Source organism: Streptomyces sp. RGM 3693, assembly GCF_050471125.1.
In the GTDB taxonomy this organism is placed as follows: domain Bacteria; phylum Actinomycetota; class Actinomycetes; order Streptomycetales; family Streptomycetaceae; genus Streptomyces.
Window position 1 is genome coordinate 1,004,331 of the sequence record NZ_JBMPPQ010000003.1, and the last position, 18,833, is coordinate 1,023,163.

An 18,833-nucleotide genomic window follows, 5' to 3' on the forward strand; every position below is an offset into this window, starting at 1 on the left:
ACCGCCGCGTACTGCCGGATGCCCTTCGCCACGTGCTGGTGCGCCTTCCGGCTCCCGGGGAACATCGGCCGCCGGGCGGAGGCCGCGTTCCGCCGTCGGCTGCTGCCCGTAGTCAAAGTGCACCCAAAAGCGGCATTCTTGACGGCCAGACATGCGAGGTCGTGGGCGGCCCCAGGGGGCGCGCTTGGACGGTGGGGTGGGCGGCGGGCACATTCGGCGGGTGGGAAGTGTGGTGACGGGCTACATGTGCCGTTGACCTGGGCGTTCCTATGGTGTGGCGACACGGATCGTCCCCGCCCCAGTCCGGAAGTGGTACTCATGGCCTCCTCTGCCACACCTTCCCCAACCACCGGCAGCATCAAGAGAGTCGTCGCCGCCAGTCTCGTCGGGACCACCATCGAGTGGTACGACTACTTTCTCTACGGCTCCGCCGCGGCCCTGGTCTTCGGGCACGTCTTCTTCCCGGAGTCGGATCCGTTGACGGGCACGTTGCTCTCGTTCCTGACCTATGCCATCGGGTTCGTCGCCCGACCGCTGGGCGCCCTGGTGTTCGGCCACTACGGCGACCGCATCGGTCGCAAGAAACTCCTGGTCGTCAGCCTGCTGATGATGGGTGGGGCCAGTGCGTTGATCGGCTGCGTGCCTGGCTACGACACCATCGGGGTCACCGCGCCGGTCCTGCTGACCGTGCTGCGCCTGATCCAGGGTTTCGCCCTCGGTGGTGAGTGGGGTGGAGCGGTGCTCCTGGTCTCCGAACACGGCGATGCCGAACGGCGTGGCTTCTGGGCCTCGTGGCCCCAGGGCGGCGCCCCGGCGGGCAATCTGCTCGCCGTCGGCGTCCTGTCGTTGATGACGACCCTGCAGAGCGATGCGACGTTCGCCGCGTGGGGTTGGCGCGTTCCCTTCCTGTTGTCGGCAGTGCTGGTCGGGGTGGGTCTGCGGATCCGCCTCTCCGTCGACGAGTCGCCGATCTTCCAGGAGGCGCTGGCCAAGGCGGAGCGGCGCAAGGCCGCGCAGACCGCCGAACAGCCGCCGCTGCTGGCGGTGTTGCGCCACCACTGGCGTGATGTGCTGGTCGCCATGGGGGCGCGGATGGCCGAGAACATCTCGTACTACGTGATCACGACGTTCGTGCTCGCCTACTGCGTCGAGCACCTGAAGGTCGAGAAGCAGGCCGCGTTGAATGCCGTGTTGATCGGCTCTGCGATCCAGTTCTGCCTCATTCCGCTGTTCGGGGCGTTGTCGGACCGGATCGGGCGCAAGCCCGTCTACCTGGCGGGGGCGGTCGGCGTCGATGGATGGGCGTGGGCCTTCTTCGCGCTGTTGGACACCCGGTCCTTTCCGGCCCTTGTCCTGGCGGTGACGGTCGGGTTGGTGTTCCACAGTGCGATGTACGCGCCGCAGGCCGCCTTCTTCTCCGAGATGTTCGCCACCCGCATGCGGTACTCGGGGGCGTCCATCGGCGCCCAGTTCGCTTCGGTGGCGGCGGGAGCGCCGGCGCCACTGATCGCGACCGCGCTGCTGTCGTCGTACGGCAACGCGACGCCGATCGCGCTGTACGTGACGCTGGCTGCGCTGCTGACCGTGGGTGCGCTGGTGGTCGCGCGGGAGACCCGCGGGCGTGACCTGGCCGATGTCGATGCGATCACTGACGGCTCGTCAGTTCCGCCTGCGGGGGAGACAGTTGCTTCGTCCGCCTGAGATCCTGCGGCGGGATGGGACGAGAAGTCCGGCCCCTCCCGTCGCCCGTCGCACTCCTTCCCCACCATGGCTCGCCACATGACCCCAGACACCACCGCCGCCGCTCCGTACCTGCGCCGCCTGCTCGATCTCCTCAGCGAGGGTGCCCCCGCCGAGGAGATCGGCGTGGTCGCCGCCGAAGCGCGCGTCGAGGGGGTCGGCGTGCGGGACCTGGCGGAGGTGGAGAGCGCCACCCGCACCGCCCTGCGGATCCGGAGCGTGCTGCGCCAGCACCGACGGCGCGAGGCGGAGCTCGCCGCGCTGTTCGACACGGCCGGCGACCTGGCCGGACTGCGCGACCTCGATGCCGTGCTCCAGTCGATCGTCCGCCGCGCCAGGACGCTGCTCGGCACCGACACCGCGTACCTCACGCTCCCCGACGCGGCGGCCGACGACACCTACATGCGGGTCACCGACGGTTCGGTGTCCGCGCTCTTCCAGGGGCTGCGACTGGGACTGGGCGACGGCCTCGGTGGCCTGGTCGCGCAGAACGCCAAACCGTACGTCACACCCGACTACCGCACCGACAACCGCTTCCGCCACACCCGCACCATCGACGCCGGGGTCCTGGACGAGGGGCTGGTGGCGATCCTCGGCGTACCGCTGCTCCTGGGGTCCGGCAGCGGCGGCGGTGGCGAGGTCATCGGCGTGCTGTTCGCCGCCGACCGCACACCCCGGGCCTTCTCCCCCGACGAGGTCGCCCTGCTGTGCTCGCTGGCCGCGCACGCCGCCATCGCCATCGACACCGCCGAGGCGCTCACCCACACCCGGGCCGCCCTCGCCGACCTGGCCGCGGCCAACAAGGTCATTCAGGAACACGCCGCCGCCATGCAACGCGCCGAGGACGCGCACGACCGGCTGACCGATCTGGTGTTGCGCGGCGGCGATGTGCCGGAGGTGGCCGCCGCGGTCGCCGGGCTCCTGGACGGGCCCATCACGATCCACGACCCCGAGGGGCGTGCCCTGGCCGCCGTGGGTCCCGGCGGTGCCACGTTCACCGGCGGCAGCACGGTGGCCAAGGTGGTGCCGGACGCCCGGACCGCCGGCCGGACGGTGTTCCACGACGGCCGTTGGACGTGCGCCGTGCTGGCCGGGCAGGAGGTGTTGGGGAGCCTGGTCCTGTACGGCCGGCCCGACCTCGACGACGCCGACAAGCGGCTCTTCGAGCGGGCCGGCGTGGTCACCGCTCTGCTCCTCCTGCAACGGCGCTCCGTCGCCGAGGCGGAGAACCGGATCCGCGGCGAACTGATCACCGATCTCCTCAACGCCCCGGACCGCGATCCCGCCGGCCTTGCGGAGCGCGGCCGCCGGCTCGGCTTCGACCTCGATCGCCCCCATCTGCTGCTGGTCGCGGGGGCGGATGCCGCATCCCGCCAGCGGCTCACCGCGGCCGCGCTGCGCTACCGCTCCGCCGGCGAGCGCATCAGCGCCGAACACGCCGGAGCCGTGGTCGTGCTGCTCATGGACGACGGCACCCCGCCGGGCGAGGCCGCCAGGGCCGCCGCCGCGCACCTCACCCAACTCACCGGAGCGCCGGTGACGGTGGCCGCGGCCGGACCCGCAGCCGGCCCCCAGGCACTGGCCGCCGCCCACGCCGAGGCGGCGCGCTGCCTGCGGGCGTTGCGCGTGCTGGGGCGGGTGGGCGGTGCCTGCGCCGCCGACCTGGGCTTCCTGGGGGTGCTGCTCGGTGACGAGAAGGATGCGGACGGGTTCATCACCAGCGTCCTCGGACCGCTGCTGCGGTACGACGACCAGCGCGGCACCGCACTCGTGCGCACCCTTGAGGCGTACTTCGGCTGCGGTGGGAGCCTGACCCGTGCCAAGGACGAACTCCACGTCCACGTCAACACCGTCGTGCAACGCCTCGACCGCATCCAGACCCTGCTCGGCCCCGAGTGGAACAGTCCCGAGCGTGCACTGGAACTACAGATCGCGCTCAGGCTCCACCGACTGGCCGAGAGCTGAGGGACGGTCGGTTCGGGACCGGCGGACGGCGCCTCGGCCGGCTTCCTCTTCCGCGCAGTACGCCCGTCTCCGGGGCGCGGGCCGGATCAGGGCCCTTGAGGCGGTTCGGTCGGCCGCGGTAGGCGGGCCGTCGTGGCCTCCAACAGCAGTTCCAACGCGTACGGGTAGCCGCTGCGGCGCATGTCGGCGGCCAACAGGGGTGCGGTGGCCGCGATGTTGGGGTGGGTGCTGGCCGCCAGGCGACCGTAACTGGCCTGCCAGACCTGGTGATCGGCGGTCCGCGCGGCGGCCGGCAGGGCCAGCGCGGCCGCGTCCAGGGCGGCGAATCCCAGGCTCTGGTCGACGAAGGCGTGATAGATCCGGACCGCTTCCGGGTCCGGGAAACCGGCCCCGCGGAGCACGCCGAGGATCGCCTCGACGGCGCGGGTCTCGTGGGTGCGCCCGGTGGTCCGGTGGGCGGCCAGCAGTGCCGCCTGGGGGTGTGCCTGGTACGCGCGGTGGATGCGCAGGCCGATCTCGCGCAGGTCGGCGCGCCAGTCACCGGTGGGTTGCCAGCCGTGCTGGGCGCGTCCGATGAGTTCGTCGGCGAGGGCGAGGAGGAGGTCGTCGGTGTTGCGGAAGTACCGGTAGACGGCGCTGGGGTCGGCGCCGAGCGCGGCGCCCAACCGCCGGACCGTCAGCGCTTCGGAGCCGTGCTGGCCGACCAGGCGAAGTGCGGTCTCGACGATCAATTGCCGGGAGAGCACGACGCCTTGTTTGGTCGGCCTTCTGCGCCGCCGCTGCGGCTCGGGAACCACTCGTTCGGCCATGGATCCGCACCTTACGACAACTTCATTGACCTGAGAAGTGTGCGGGGGCTTTCATGTCGAGCCAACCGGCCATCCGGTCGGATTCCTCACGAGTACGGCGGTGATCCATTGGCAGCCAAGGTCAAGGACACGAGCACACATCCGGGTATGGCCGACGGGCACCCCCCGTCCGGCCTGCCCAGGTCGGTCGGGGTCGGCGGCGCGGTGGTGATCGCCGCGTCGAGCACCGCGGCCACCTCCAGCATCGGCATCGGACTCGGGCTGATGGCCGGGGTCGTCGGCCTGCACCTCCCGGCGATCATGCTGGTGGCCTTCCTGCCGGTGCTCGCCATCGCCGGCGCGTACGGGCGCCTCAACCGCGTCGAACCCGATGCTGGCAGCAGCTACCGCTGGGTGGGCCGCACCCTCAACCCTTGGCTGGGCTTCCTGACCGGCTGGGTCAACGTCGTCGGTACCGTCGTCTTCATGGCCTACACCACCGCGGTGACCGGCTCCGCCGTTCTCCAACTGCTCGGCGAGGCCACCGTCCACCGCATCGGCGGGCTGACGCTCGACCCGGACTCCACCCTCCAGTCGACCCTCGTCGGTCTGACCGTCCTGATCGCCGCCGCCCTGGTCGCGGTCCGCGGGCTCGAACTGGCGGCCCGGCTCCAGCAGTACCTGCTGGTCTTCGAGTACGCCGTGCTGCTCGGCTTCTGCGGCTACGGCCTGTTCGCCGGCGACCAGCCGTGGTCGCTGGCGTGGTTCGACCCGTTCGCCATCCCCTCGCTGTCGGCCCTCGCCCAGGGCATGGTGCTGGCGGTGTTCTGCTACTGGGGCTTCGAATCGGTCTTCAGCGTCGGCGAGGAGGTCCGCGACGCACGCGACGCCTCCCGCGGCGGCTTCATCGCCCTCACCCTGATGATGCTGCTCTTCCTCTTCGCCGGAACGGCCTTCCAGCGGGTGCTCCCGTTGGGCGAACTGGCCGACAACGGCGCGCACGGGCTGACGTACTTCGGCACCAAACTGGCCCACCAGCCGCTCGCCGCCCTGCCGTTGATCGCCCTGACCTTCTCGGCGGCGGCGTCCCTACAAGCCTCGGTCATCCCCACCGCACGCGGCATGTACGCGATGGGCCGTGACGGCACAGTGGGGCCCGTGTGGACTCGGCTCCATCCCCGCCACCGGACCCCCGCCGTCGGCACCCTGCTCATCACCGCGATCGCCATCCTCCTGGCCCTGCTGTCGCTGGTCATCCCCACCGTCGGCGCGTTGATCTCCGCCGCGGTCAACGCCATCGGCATCGTCGTCGCGCTGTACTACGCCCTCACCGCGATCGCGGCCGCGGTGCGCTTCCGCTCGTTGCTGCGTACCGCGCCCGGCGAGGCGCTGCGGGTGGTCGTCGCGCCGCTGCTCGGCGCGCTCGTCCTGCTCGCCGTCGGCGGATACCTCGCCTGGGACTTCTACCGGTCGACGGACCACTTCGCACTCGCCGCGGACAACGGCTGGTTCGAGCTGGCGGTGGTCGCGTTGATGCTCGTCTCCGGTCTGCTGGTCGCCGCGTGGGCCCGCTGGCGCCGGCGGGCACCATATTTCCTGCCGCGCTCCGACGAGGACGCGACGATACCGAGCACCTGACCGACCACCACGTCCCCTGCCCCTGCCCCCTGCCCCCTGCCCCCGCGGATCGTTCGCGGACCCCGACCTGACGGGAGTACCCCTATGACCAAGGCCGACCTCCTCTTCACCCACGGCCCCATTCACACCGGAGACCCGGCCCGTACCCGTGCGAGCAGCCTCGCCGTGACGGGCGAACGGATCACGGCCGTCGGCCACGACGACGTCCGGGAGCTGATCGGGCCCGACACCGAAGTGGTCGACCTGACCGGCAAGTTGCTGCTGCCCGGCTTCCAGGACGCGCACATCCATGCCGTCTTCGGCGGCCTGGAGCTCGCCGAGTGCGACCTCACCGGAACCGTCGGTGTCGACGAATACCTGCGGCGCATCCGCGAGTTCGCCGACGCGCACCCCGAGCGTTCCTGGATCACCGGTGGCGGCTGGTCGCTGGAGAGCTTCGCCGGCGGACTGCCCACCCGCCAACTGCTCGACTCCGTGGTGCCGGACCGCCCGGTCTACCTCCCCAACCGCGACCACCACGGCGCCTGGGTCAACACCCGCGCCCTCGAACTGGCCGGCCTCACCAAGGACTCCCCCGACCCGGCCGACGGGCGGATCGAGCGCGAGGACGACGGCACGCCGAGCGGCGTCCTCCAAGAGGGCGCCACCGGCCTGATCACCCGGCTGGTGCCGCAGCGCACCGCCGCCGACCGCCTGGCCGCCCTGCTGCGCGCCCAGGAACTGCTGCATTCCCTCGGCATCACCGGCTGGCAGGACGCCCTGCTCGGCTCCTTCCACGGTCAGGCCGACCCCTCGGACGCCTATGTGACCGCCGCCCGCAACGGAAGCCTGACCGCCCGGGTCACCGGCGCGCTCTGGTGGGACCGCGAGCGCGACGCCCAGCAGATCCCCGAACTCGCCGTCCGAAGGGCCGAGTTGACCCACGGCCGGTTCCGGGCCGGCTCGATCAAGATCATGCAGGACGGCATCGCGGAGAACTTCACCGCCGCCATGACCAGCCCCTACCTGGACGCCTGCGGCTGTGCGACCGCCAACACCGGACTGAGCTTCGTCGATCCGGCGGCGCTGCGCGAGTACGTCACCGCACTCGACGCGTTGGACTTCCAGGTGCACTTCCACGCCCTCGGCGACCGCGCGGTCCGCGAGGCCCTGGACGCCATCGAGGCGGCCCGCGCCACCAACGGCCGCCGCACCGCCCGGCACCACCTCGCCCACCTCCAGGTCGTCCACCCCGACGACCTGCCACGCTTCGCCCGACTCGGCGCCATCGCCAACATCCAGCCGCTCTGGGCCGCCCACGAGCCCCAGATGGACGAGCTGACCATCCCCTTCCTCGGCCCCGAACGCGCCGGCTGGCAGTACCCGTTCGGCTCCCTGCTGCGGGCCGGCGCCACCCTGGCGGCCGGCAGCGACTGGCCCGTCAGCAGCCCCGATCCGCTCGCCGGCCTGCACGTCGCGGTCAACCGGAGGGAACCGGACAGCACCGACGACCGGATCTTCCTCCCCGAGCAGCGCCTCGACCTCACCACCGCCGTCGCCGCGTACACAGCCGGTTCGGCGCACGTCAACGGCCTCGACGACGCCGGCACGCTCCAGGTCGGCCACCTCGCCGATCTGGTGGTCCTGGACCGTGACATCTTCACCGCCCCGACCGAGGAGATCGCCCGGGCCGGCGTCCTCCAGACCTACGTCGGTGGCGCACGCGTCTACTCGGCCGACTGATCCCGCGGCGCACGAGCCGGCCCACCGGGGCCACCGCGGTCGCGCGGTGGCCCCGGCTCGGTTCGGTGCACCGGTGACTGGCGCGATACTCCATCGCGTACCGGGTGGTTGGCGCGCGCCGCTGCCTGGGCTCACCGTCGGGCGTCGAGGGGCGCCCGTGGCCGGTCTACGGCACTCTCCGGGAGACCACCGTCAACCTCATAGGCCAGGCGCTGGTCGCCCTGCTCAGTCATCCCGCGCACCTCGCCGCCGCCCGGTCCGGCGCGCTGTCCTGGGGCGACGTCGTCGAGGAGACCTTGCGCTGGCAGGCGCCCGTCCCCCTCCTCCCGATGCGGTTCGCCACCGCCGGCATCCCGGTGCCGAACGGAACCCTCATCCGCAAGGGGCAGGCGATCCTCGCCGCCTATTCCGCCGCCAACCGGCATCCCGCGCTGCACGGGCCGAGCGCGGACCGGTTCGACCCGACCCGCACCGACAAGACCCACCTCTCCTTCGGCCACGGCGTCCACCTCTGCCTCGGTGCCACGCTCGCCCGACTCGAAGCCACCACCGCCCTGCGGATGCTCACCGCCCGCTTCCCCGACCTCTCCCTCGCGGTGCCCGTCGACCGTCTCGTCCCCCTGCCGTCCTTCCTCACCAACGGCCACCAGTCCCTCCCCGTCCTCGTCCGCCCCGAGCGGACGGTGTGACCCGACGTTCCCGATCGCCGGGTCGGGCCGGGTCGGGCTGTGCGTGCGTCCGGCGCGCTCGGCCGGCGTGCCCGAGAGGCGATCCACGTGCCGTCCTGCGCGGGTGGGTGGTCCAGCGCGGCGAGCGGCTGCTGGACAGGACCGTGGCGATTCCCGGCTGGTATTGGTCTAGTCCTATCTTGGTCCAGTCCATTGACATGCCCCTGACCCCGGGGTTATCCCAGAGGCAATACCGCTGCTTACAAGGGGAATTGGCGGTCAACCTCCTCACACCCGGGACAGTCATGAGACGCAGGCGCACCCTCCGAGCAGTCCTCACCGCTACCGTCACCGCTGTGGCCACGGCCGGCCTGACCGCTCTGGGCGGTGGCGCCGCCCACGCGGCGACCCCGCTCCCAGCCCACGTGTTCGCTCCCTACTTCGAGTCGTGGACGGGCGAGAGCCCCGCCGCACTCTCCGCCCAGTCCGGTGCCAAGCACCTGACGATGGCGTTCGTCCAGACAGCCACCAAGGGCTCCTGCACCGCCTACTGGAACGGCAGCACCGACACCCCCATCTCCGCGGCCTCGTTCGGCAACGACATCAAGACCATCCAGGCGAACGGGGGTGACGTCATCCCCTCCTTCGGCGGGTACACCGCGGACACCACCGGCACCGAAATCGCCGACAGCTGTACCGACATCAACCAGATCGCCGCCACCTACGAGAAGGTGATCACGACCTACGACGTCACCCGGCTCGACATGGACATCGAGGCCGATTCACTGGACAACACCGCCGCCGTCGACCGCCGGAACAAAGCCATCAAGCTCGTCCAGGACTGGGCGGCGGCCAACGGACGCACGGTCCAGATCTCCTACACCCTGCCGACGACCACCCACGGGCTCACCGACAGCGGACTCGCCGTACTCCAGAGCGCGGTCCGCAACGGCGCACGCGTGGACGTCACCAACATCATGACGTTCGACTACTACGACAACGCCACCCACGACATGGCCAAGGACACCCAGACCGCGGCCCAGGGACTGCACGACCAGCTCGCACCGCTCTACCCGAACAAGACCCCGGCCCAGTTGTGGGCCATGGTCGGCATCATCGAGATGCCCGGCGTCGACGACTTCGGCCCGGCCGAGACGTTCACCCCGGCCAACGCCACCGAGGTCTACAACTGGGCGGTGGCCAAGGGCATCAGCACCCTGTCGTTCTGGGCACTCCAGCGGGACAACGGCAGCTGCCCCGGCGCCCCGTCCGGCGACACCTGCTCCAGCATCCCGCAGAACACCTGGGACTTCAGCCACGTCTTCGAACCGTTCACCGGCGGCAGCACGGCACCGGCCAACGACTTCTCACTGACGGCCAGTCCCGGCACCGGCTCGGTGGCCGCGGGCGACCGCGCCACCGCAACGGTGCGGACCGCGGTGACGACCGGCGCGGCGCAGCCGGTGGACCTCACGGTCAGCGGGGCCCCCGCGGGTGTCACCGCCGCACTGAGCCCCACTTCGGTGACGGCGGGCGGCTCCTCGACGCTCACCGTGACCACCACCGCGGCCGCCGCCTCCGGCACCTACCACCTCACCGTCACCGGTACCGGTCCGTCCGGCAGCCACAGCACGGCGTACGCGCTGACCATCACCGGCGGGAGCGGCAACCAGTGCACCGCCAGTCCGTGGGCCAGCGGCACGGTCTACACCGGCGGCCAGCAGGTCTCGTACCGGGGACACAACTGGAAGGCCAAGTGGTGGACGACCGGCGAGGAGCCCGGCACCACCGGTGACTGGGGTGCCTGGCAGGACCTCGGCAGCTGCTGAACCGCCCTACGGGCCGGTCGCGTTCGAGCCCGTGGACAGCCGCGGTCGCGCCCCCGGCGGGGTGCGACCGCGGCCGCGGTGGAGCGGATCAGGCGGGTTCTCCGGATGCTGCGGGAGCCGGCGTCGTCCGGGACGGCCAGCGGATCTGCGTACTGCACAGCGCCACGACGACCGCCGAGGCGGCGACGGCGCCCATCCCCCACACCAGGCCGACGGCGTTGGCGATGAAGCCGATGAACGGCGGTCCGGCCAGCAGGCCCAGCGTGCCCATCGCGGCGACCAGCGTCAGCGCCTGGGCGCCCTGCCCGGCCGCGGCCACGTAGACGCACGGGGTGACGGCCGCGACGCCCAGACCGACGCAGGCGAAGCCGATCAGGGCCGGCACCGCGCCACCGCTCAACAGGGCGAGCGCCAGGCCGACCCCGGCCAGTGCGCTGCCGGCACGGACCAGGGGCCCATCTCCCCAGCGGCCCCGCCAGCCGTCGGCGAACAGCCTGGCCAGGACCATCACGCCCGAGACGACGGCGATGCCCATGGGTGCCAGTTCCGCCGATGCCCGGGCGACGTCCTTCAGGTAGAGCGCCGACCAGTCGTTCATGGCACCTTCGGTCACCGTGCCGAACGCCATGGCGCAACACATCCACAGCGTCATACGGGACGGCAACACCCATCGGCCGCGACGCTTCGGCTCCTTGTGCGCCGCGGGCCGCTCATCGGTCAGCAGCCCCGGCCCGGCGTATCCCACCAACAGCAGCAGGACGGCCGCGGCCACCGCGAAGTGCGCGGCCACGGCCGAGGTCACCGCGGTCATCCCGGAAGCGAGGACGGCCGCGGCCAACGACCCACCACTGAAGGTCGCATGCAGTTTGGCCATCGCGTGGCGCTGGTGCCTGGCTTCGAGCGCGGCGCCCTGCGCGTTCATGGCCACGTTCAGACATCCCACGAGAACGCCGTCCACGCCCATGACCGCCAGGGCGGTCGGGTAGTTGGGCGCCGCCGCCAACGCGAACAGCAACAGGGTCAGGCCGAGCGCCGACAGCAGCGCCAGGCGCTTCGCCCCCAACCGGCTCATCAACATCGTGACCAGGGGGAACGACACCGCTGCGCCCACCCCGGTGGCCATCAGCAGCACCCCCACTTCCGCGGCGGTCAGACCGAGGTGCGCCTTGATCGTAGGGATCCGTGCCGCCCAGGTGGCGTACTGGAATCCCAGCGAGCAGAACAGCGCGGCAATCGCCAACTGCGCCCGCAGGAACGGATCGTGCACGCGGAACACCGGAATCATTCCCCTTTGTCGTCGTGTGGTGCCGGACCGCGCAACGCCGCGCCGGCCGGCCTCGGCCCGTCGGCGCGGTCCGCCCGCACCGGCCTGGACATGTAGACGGCCTGCCCGCCGTAGGCGCCCGGGGGGACCACCCCGTGGTACGGGGCGAATCCGTTCGCCCCCCAGAAGGTCTCGCTGCCGGCGACGGCGACCAAGGAGATCTGCTCGTACCCGCCGGCCCTGGCCGTCGCCGTCAGCTGGCGCAGGAGCCGCCTGGCGAGCCCCCGGCCGCGGAGTGGCGCGGCGATGACGAGGTCGTGCAGGTGGAGGTTGCGCGACGGGACGGCGAGCGCTTCCGCGGTCCCTTCCGGGCGACTCAGGTCCGGGTACTGGAACATCGGGTAGGGCAGCGCCAACAGGTAGCCCGCGAGCCGCTGTGGGAGGGCGAGCGCGAAGCACGTCGCCGGCGAGGCGTGGGCGCGGGACCGCAGCACGGCCGGCTCCTCCGAGAGGCCGAGGGCGGCATAGGCCCGGGACTCCAGCGCGGTGATGCCGTCCCAGTCACCATCCGCTATGTGTCGTATGCGGGCGTCGTGGCTCATCTACCGCCCACCTCCCGCGGACGCCCGGGCACGCGCCGGCGGCCCGGGTCGCCGTGCCCGGTCGAGTCCGGTGCCCGCACCGTGGATCCAGGTGTACGGGAGCGGGCGGAAGCCGTTGAAGCCCTGGGTCAGGTAGCTGATGGCGTAGGCGCCGCAGGACAGCACCCAGACCGGGTCACCGGAGGCAAGGTCCGTGGGCACCTGGACCAGGCCGTGCTCCGACCCAAAGGCGTCGTCGCTGTCGCAGGTGGGGCCCGCGACGACGGCCGGCAGACACCCGCTACCGGCGTGCGCGGGGAAGACCAGCCGGTACTGCAACTGGTCCATCTCGTACAGGCCGTTGAACTTCCCCACGCTCAGGTACAACCAGTGCGCCCGGGTGCCGTCCGGTTGCTCCCGGCTGGTCAGCCGGGTCACCTGCGCGCGGATGGCGCCGTGGTCCGCGACGAGGTAGCGGCCCGGTTCCACCAGGAAGTCCAGGTGGTGTCCGCAGACTTCCCGGAGGTGCGCCATGCCCTCCCGGATCACGGCGAAGATCTTGTCCACCGGCGGGTCGAGCGGTCTGCCGTGCCGGTCGGTGTAGCCGAGGGCCGGCAGACCGCCGCCGAGGTTGACGTGATCCACGGATATCGCCCGTCGGCGCAGGGCCGCCAGGGTTGCGGCCGTGCGGTCGAAGGCCCTGTGCCAGGCATCGGCCGTCATCTGTTGCGAGCCGACGTGGAAGGACAGTCCGGACGGGGTCAGCCCGGCGTCCCGTGCCGCGGCCAGCACCCGAACCGCATCGGCGGGCGAACAGCCGTACTTGTTGCTGAGCCCCCACAGCGCCCCGTCCCCGTCGGTGGCCAGCCGGCAGAACACCCGGGCGCCGGCGGCATGGTTGGCGATCGCCGCCACGTCTTCCAGGCTGTCCGTCGCGTAGTCCCGGACGCCGAGCCGGTGGGCCTCGGCGAGGTCCCGGTCGGACTTGACGGTGTTGCCGTAGTGGATCCGCTCGACCGGTACGCCGGATCGGAGGGCCTGGGCGATCTCGCGGGGACCGGCCGCGTCGACGCCCGCCCCCCGCTCGGCCAGACAGGCGAGTACGGCGTCCATGGGGCAGGCTTTCATGGCGAAGCGGACGGCGACCCCGGGCAATTCCCGTTGCAGGGTTGCGCAGTTGTCCGCGATGCCCGCCAGGTCGAAGACGATCTGGTCCTCGGTCGCGGCGGCCAGGGCGGCGCGCAGGGCGGCGTTGTCGTTGATCATCGGCGTGCTCGGTCCGGCTGCCGCCGGCACCCGGGCGGGCCGGCGGCCCGGCTCGCCCCGGTCAGTGGCGCCCAGGCTTCGATGAGGAGGGCGAAGTCCGCCATGTCCTGCCGGGCTTCGTGGAGCAGGTGCTCGCGGCGGGACGCCAGGACGTCGGCGAACGCGGCGTACTTTCCGCCGAGTTTGCGGTAGGAGGCGTCCAGGATGTCCAGTCGCTCGATGTTCTCCGCCGGGTCCAGTCCGGTGCTCTCCCGGACGATCTCGGCAATCGCCGCGGCCCGGACCTGCTGGTGGTCGTCGAGCAGTGCCTGGTTGGCGCGGGCCATCCGGTCGTAGACGAAGGAGAAGTAGAGCATCGAGAGGAAGAACTTCGCGAACCGTGTCTGGTACGCCAGGAATCCCGGACCGGTCCGGCGCTCGCCGGTGTAGAAGTTGACGATGTTGCGGTTGTGGAGGACGCCGGGCAACGTGGCGTCGTGCACCAGGTGGATGAGGAAGTAGTCGCTGCCGATGGTGTTGGTGGCGGGCGGCAGCGGTACGCGTTCGTGCACCTGGTGGAAACTGATGTTGCACATGTCCACCCGCATGGGGTCGACCAGGGTCAGGACGGAGTGGTCGTGGGTGAATGCTTCCGTGCCGGCACCCCGGAAGGACTCGTCGACGAGCTGCTGCTTGGCCTGGGCCGACCACTGACCGGGCGCCCACAGACCGACCACGTCGGTGTAGACATCGGGGTCGGTCCGGTGGATCTCGGCGATGTCCACGGACAGCTCGCCGACGAAGGAACTGCCCACCATGGCAACGGACTTGTAGGCGTGCCGCGGATCGAGCGTGGTCGTGGAGACGCCGTGCGCGGCGTCGCTCGCGCGCTTCCCCAGCGAGCGGAGTTCGTGGTGAATCGGGAAGACCGGCGTCCCGTTCAGGGTCTGGTAGCGGCTGTCGGAATCCCGGCGGTGGACGGACTCGCACCCGAGGGCGGCGGCGATCAGGAACGCACGGTTGGTGCAGGCCCCGTAGGAGGGCTCTGCCGGGAGCATCAGGTCCAGCATCAGTTCGGGCTTCGCGATACCGGCGTCGCGGATCACCCGCCGCAGGAAGTCCCGTTGTGCGGCCTCGCCGAGGTGGTGCACGACGACGTGCGGCACCGGGCGCGCCCCGCCTACGGCCTGTGCGTGCTCGGCGAACACCGGGGCGGCGCAGGAATCCAGGATCACCAGGTGGACCTCGACGTCGAAGTGCTCGGCCGCGTGGGCGGCCTCGGCGCAGATGGCCGTGATCATCGCGGTGCAGGCCCGGTTGGTGGGCAGGGTCAGACAGATTCTGCGCATGCGCCAGCTCCTATGGGCTCCGCGAGTTCCCGCCCGTGCCACGACTCCAGACCCAGGAGTCTGGCGCCCAGTGCGGTCAAGTCGGGCGTGCCGTATCTGAGGGACTCGTACCGGATCGCGTCGCCGAGCAGCGTCGTGTTCCAGTCCGGGGTCCGCAGGTGCCGCCAGGAATCGACCCGGGAGTCCTTGAGTTCCCGGTGCGATTCCAGCGCCGGCATCATGGAGAGGTACTGGACCGCGCGGACTCCGTCCTGCGACGTGTTGGCCGCGACCCCGTGTGCCAGCAGGCCGTTCCAGATCAGCAGGTCCCCGGCCGCCAACTCCGGCTGGATGACAGGGAGTTCCGTCCGGTCGAAGGCGGGTCGGATCGGGTCCCGGTCCGCCGGCTGAAGGGCCCGCCACCGCTCGAACCGGCGGAACAGCTCGGGCGCGCACTGGAATCCACCGCACTCGGGCTCGGTGTCGTTCAGGGCGATGATGCCCTGGACCCGTTGCGGCAGCGCCCCGAGGGAGGTGTCGACGTCCCAGTGGAGCGCGATGTCGAAGCCGCGTTCCGTCGGCGCGATGAGCGATCGGTCGCGGTTCTTGATGTTGGGCGGGTTCAGGTTGAGCCGGTCCAGGGTCACCCACAGCTCTTCGCAGTCCCACACGTCGACGAACGCGTCGTAGACCCGCTGTGTCTGGCGGCTGTCCCAGAGGAACTGGTGGTGGTACGCCTCGACGAATCCGTAGACGTGCAGGTCCCGGTCGAGGTCCGAGCGGAACTCCCGGTCCTGGTACCACGTGTCCGGCCGGTCCGGGTCGAGGCCCTGGAATTCCCAGGCGAAGTCCAGCAGGCGCCGGGCCGCTGACGCCGGAATCGCCTGCTTGACGATGACGTAGCCGTAGGTCTGCCAGAAGGCGAATTCCTCCTCGGACAGCACCCGGAGCTTCCGCGTCTTGGGTAGTTCGCGCAGGGGTGTTCGGGCCAGGTAGGTCTCGCCGTCCGTGCTGAAGTACGGCACGTCCGAGGCGGCTCGGTGCAGATATCCGTCAGTCGCTGGCATGCAGCGCTCCAAAGGTCGAATCGATGGGTGCCGGCGCGGAGGGCTCCTGGTCGGGTCCGCTGCCGCGGGACGCCTCGGTGGCGCCGGGGCCGGTGCGCCCGGCACCGCGAACGGCGCCCGCCCGCCGCGGTGCCTGTACGCAGCGGTGCCCGTACGCAGCGGTACCCGTAGCGCAGCGAGGAGGGCACGGCGCCGTCGCAGTGCGCTGCCGGTGGGAGCGTGGATCCGCGCTGCGGCGGATGTCGTTGCCGGAGGTGAACAAGAACGAGGGTCGGGGCGACCAGAAGTGAGGGGAGCGCGTCCATGCGCCCACCAGTCACCCGCGGAGGAGTGATGGTCTTGGCGAGTTCGACATCGGCCCGCGCATCCCCCGAGGACGGTCGCATTCGCCCCTCAGGCAACTCAGGCCACTTGCTTAACTCACGCCCCAACAAAGTGGACTAGACCAACTGGCCGTGTCAAGGGCGGAGTTGACGGGAGTCACGGATCGGATCCACCAACAGAAGCCGCTCGATCGGGAACGGGCCAGCCATCCCTTGACATCCCGGATTGGCCTAGGCCAATATCCGCTGGTCTACACCAAGGCACCGATCCATGCGTCGCCGCGACCCGGAAGGCCCCGTCGATGTCCTCCAGCAAGCACAGCAAGGAGTTGCGCCGACTCGCACTCTCCGTCCTCCAGCCGGGATTCGTGGGCACCGAGGCACCGGACTGGGTCCTGCGCGACATCGGCGACGGCCTGTCCTCCGTCGTGCTCTTCGCCCGCAACATCGTCTCGACCGAACAGATCGCCCGGCTGACCGATCAACTCCGCGCCGAAAACCCCGAGTTGATCGTCGCCATCGACGAGGAAGCCGGCGACGTCACCCGCATCGAGTCCGCGACCGGCGCCACCCGGCCCGGCAACTTCGCCCTCGGCACCGTGGACGACCCCGAACTCACCGCATCCGTCGCCCACGACCTGGGACGCCAACTGCGGGCCGCCGGCGTCAGCCTGGACTACGCGCCGAGCGTGGACGTCAACTCCAACCCCGACAACCCCATCATCGGGGTCCGCTCGTTCGGCGCGGAGGCCGCCCTCGTCTCCCGCCACGCCACCGCATGGATCCGGGGACTCCAGTCGGCCGGCGTCGCCGCCTGCGCCAAACACTTCCCCGGCCACGGAGACGTCGCCGTCGACTCCCACCACGGCCTGCCCAGCTACGACGCCGACCTCGACGAGATCGCCGCGCAGGCACTGCCCCCGTTCCGGGCCGCTGTGGAAGCGGGCGTGGGCGCGATCATGAGCGGCCACCTCCTGGTGCCCGCCCACGACCCGCACCTGCCGGCCACCCTCAGCCCCCGCATCCTCCACGACCTCCTGCGCAAGGAGCTCGGCTTCGACGGCCTCATCGTCACCGACGCCATCGAGATGGGCGCCGTCGCGGACCGCTACGGCATCGGCGGCGCCGCGGTCAAGGCCGTCGCCGCCGGCGCCGACGCGGTCTGCGTCGGCGGGGAGAACGCCGAGGAGTCCACCGTCGCCCTCCTCACCGACGCACTCACCGACGCCACCGCTCGCGGGGAGCTCACCGAAGAGCGTCTCGCCGAAGCCGCCGACCACGTCCGGGCGTTCGCCACGTGGTCGCGCCAACTGGGCCTGAACGTCCCGGTCGATCCGGTCCACGGCGACATCGGCTTCGTCGCCGCCCGTCGCGCCCTGCGGACCCACGGCCCGGTCGACGACACCCTCCCCCTGACCGCCCCGCCGCACGTGGTGGAGCTGGTGCCCTCGACGAACCTCGCGATCGGCGAGGAGACACCGTGGGGTGTCGCCGCACCGCTGCGCGAACGGCTGCCCGGCACCACGTTCGTGCGCGTCCCGCACCACCAACTCGCCACCCGCCCCACGGCCCTGGCGAACCACGCTCTCGCGCCCGCCGCCGGGCGCCCGCTGGTCGTCGTCGTCCGGGACGCCGCCCGGCACGCGTGGATGGGCCGCGCCCTCGCCGACCTCACCGCCGCCCGCCCGGATGCCGTCGTGGTCGAGATGGGCCTGCCGAGCGACTCCCTCCCCGGAGCGGTCCGGATCTTCACACACGGCGCCACCGCCGCCTCCGGCGTCGCCGCCGCGGAAGTCCTGGCCCACGGCCGCCCGGGCCGTGCGGCATAGGCCGCCGACCCGTCACCGGCAGCACCCCCAAGGTCCGATATTCACGCCTATACGGCCGAAAGTACGCAGCGGAGGCTGTTCGTCCCCTCTTACGATGCTCGCGGCTGGCGAAGCCAGTCACCAGGGGAGGGAGACAACCATGCGCACGATGATCCGCCGCGTCAGCGCGGTCGCGATCGCCAGCGTGACCTTGACCGCGCTGGCGGTCGGCACCGCCGACGCCAAGGCCGCATCCGGACCGTGGGCCGGCTGCCCGTACGGCGCGGTCTGCGTCTATCCGCAGAACCAAGACCCGGCCGCCACCCCCACCGACGTCTTCTGGAGCTACGGCGCGCACAACCTCAGCAACCAATACGGCTGGCACTGGATCCTCAACAACCAGTCGGACGGCGCGCACGCCCGCCTGTGCACCGGTTCCAACGGCGCTGGCTGCAACTATGACATGGCCGCACAGAACGGCGTCTGGGCCGACCTGACACCCATCAACTCGATCACCCTCGACCGGCCCTGAGGCCGGGCGCGGCAACCGCGTTCCCCGCCGCGCCGGGCGGGCACGGACCGCGTGGCATTCACCACCGGCGGTCTCGACCTCTCCCACCCGCGCGGCGGAGACCTGGCGCCTAAAAGCAGTCGCCGACCGTCCACTCCACCCTCCGGGGCAGCGGCAGGCTACGGCCGCCGCCCCGGAGCAACACCTGCCCGTGCCTCGACAGCCGCCCTACCCGCCGTCTCCATACCCGCGGCCCCAACGATCGCCAGACCTCCGACCGGCCGATCCCGGTTCGATTCCAGGGGCCCGATCTGACGGCCGTGGCGATCAACGATGCCGTGCCGGACGGCACTTGG

Annotated in this window: 13 protein-coding genes and 1 pseudogene; 8 read left to right on the forward strand and 6 right to left on the reverse strand. The window is 71.3% G+C overall.

Translation table 11 applies throughout. The features are described 5' to 3' along the window. Positions 1-318 precede the first annotated feature (318 nt). Both ACO0M4_RS32765 and ACO0M4_RS32770 read left to right on the forward strand, forming a co-directional pair. A complete protein-coding gene (locus tag ACO0M4_RS32765; RefSeq protein ID WP_430374701.1) occupies positions 319-1,701 on the forward strand; it encodes an MFS transporter in 1,383 nt (460 codons plus the stop codon). 78 nt (positions 1,702-1,779) lie between these two features. Further along, a complete protein-coding gene (locus tag ACO0M4_RS32770; protein WP_430374702.1) occupies positions 1,780-3,705 on the forward strand; it encodes a helix-turn-helix domain-containing protein in 1,926 nt (641 codons plus the stop codon). An 86-nt stretch (positions 3,706-3,791) separates the two neighbouring features. On the opposite strand, the gene ACO0M4_RS32775 is transcribed toward ACO0M4_RS32770, so the two are convergent. Beyond that, positions 3,792-4,514: a TetR/AcrR family transcriptional regulator gene (locus ACO0M4_RS32775; RefSeq protein ID WP_430374703.1), complete on the reverse strand. Its 723-nt coding sequence runs from the start codon at positions 4,512-4,514 to the stop codon at positions 3,792-3,794. Positions 4,515-4,661: 147 nt separating this feature from the next. On the opposite strand from ACO0M4_RS32775, the gene ACO0M4_RS32780 reads away from it, so the two are divergent. From ACO0M4_RS32780 to ACO0M4_RS32795, 4 genes and pseudogenes are all read left to right on the forward strand, one after another. Beyond that, on the forward strand, positions 4,662-6,131 hold the full coding sequence (locus tag ACO0M4_RS32780; protein WP_430374704.1) for an APC family permease: 1,470 nt from the start codon (positions 4,662-4,664) through the stop codon (positions 6,129-6,131). A gap of 84 nt (positions 6,132-6,215) precedes the next feature. After that, complete coding sequence (locus tag ACO0M4_RS32785) at positions 6,216-7,853, forward strand: amidohydrolase (RefSeq protein WP_430374705.1); 1,638 nt, start codon at positions 6,216-6,218, stop codon at positions 7,851-7,853. 182 nt (positions 7,854-8,035) lie between these two features. Further along, a pseudogene (locus ACO0M4_RS32790) lies at positions 8,036-8,542 on the forward strand (cytochrome P450); the annotation flags it as partial. Positions 8,543-8,826: 284 nt separating this feature from the next. Next, the gene (locus ACO0M4_RS32795) at positions 8,827-10,350 is read left to right on the forward strand and encodes a chitinase (protein WP_430374706.1); all 1,524 of its coding nucleotides are present in this window, start codon (positions 8,827-8,829) and stop codon (positions 10,348-10,350) included. Positions 10,351-10,438: 88 nt separating this feature from the next. Here ACO0M4_RS32795 and ACO0M4_RS32800 read toward each other — a convergent pair whose 3' ends face one another. From ACO0M4_RS32800 to ACO0M4_RS32820, 5 genes are read right to left on the reverse strand one after another with little or no spacing between them, the layout of a single operon-like run. Next, positions 10,439-11,626, reverse strand: coding sequence for an MFS transporter (locus ACO0M4_RS32800; RefSeq protein ID WP_430374707.1), 1,188 nt, complete (start codon positions 11,624-11,626; stop codon positions 10,439-10,441). A 5-nt stretch (positions 11,627-11,631) separates the two neighbouring features. Further along, positions 11,632-12,216: a GNAT family N-acetyltransferase gene (locus ACO0M4_RS32805; protein ID WP_430374708.1), complete on the reverse strand. Its 585-nt coding sequence runs from the start codon at positions 12,214-12,216 to the stop codon at positions 11,632-11,634. Beyond that, positions 12,217-13,461 carry a type III PLP-dependent enzyme gene (locus ACO0M4_RS32810; RefSeq protein WP_430374709.1) on the reverse strand — a complete coding sequence of 415 codons (1,245 nt, stop codon included), beginning with the start codon at positions 13,459-13,461 and terminating at the stop codon, positions 12,217-12,219. After that, on the reverse strand, positions 13,458-14,789 hold the full coding sequence (locus ACO0M4_RS32815) for a DUF6271 family protein (RefSeq protein ID WP_430374710.1): 1,332 nt from the start codon (positions 14,787-14,789) through the stop codon (positions 13,458-13,460). Before ACO0M4_RS32815 ends, ACO0M4_RS32810 begins: the two co-directional genes overlap by 4 nt. After that, entirely contained in the window at positions 14,771-15,835 is a 1,065-nt protein-coding gene (locus ACO0M4_RS32820; RefSeq protein WP_430374711.1) for a phytanoyl-CoA dioxygenase family protein, read from the reverse strand. Before ACO0M4_RS32820 ends, ACO0M4_RS32815 begins: the two co-directional genes overlap by 19 nt. Before the next feature lie 625 nt (positions 15,836-16,460). On the opposite strand from ACO0M4_RS32820, the gene ACO0M4_RS32825 reads away from it, so the two are divergent. Beyond that, the gene (locus ACO0M4_RS32825) at positions 16,461-17,987 is read left to right on the forward strand and encodes a glycoside hydrolase family 3 N-terminal domain-containing protein (protein ID WP_430374712.1); all 1,527 of its coding nucleotides are present in this window, start codon (positions 16,461-16,463) and stop codon (positions 17,985-17,987) included. 139 nt (positions 17,988-18,126) lie between these two features. Further along, positions 18,127-18,498, forward strand: a complete 372-nt coding sequence (locus tag ACO0M4_RS32830; protein WP_430374713.1) for a hypothetical protein — start codon at positions 18,127-18,129, stop codon at positions 18,496-18,498. Positions 18,499-18,833 lie beyond the last annotated feature (335 nt).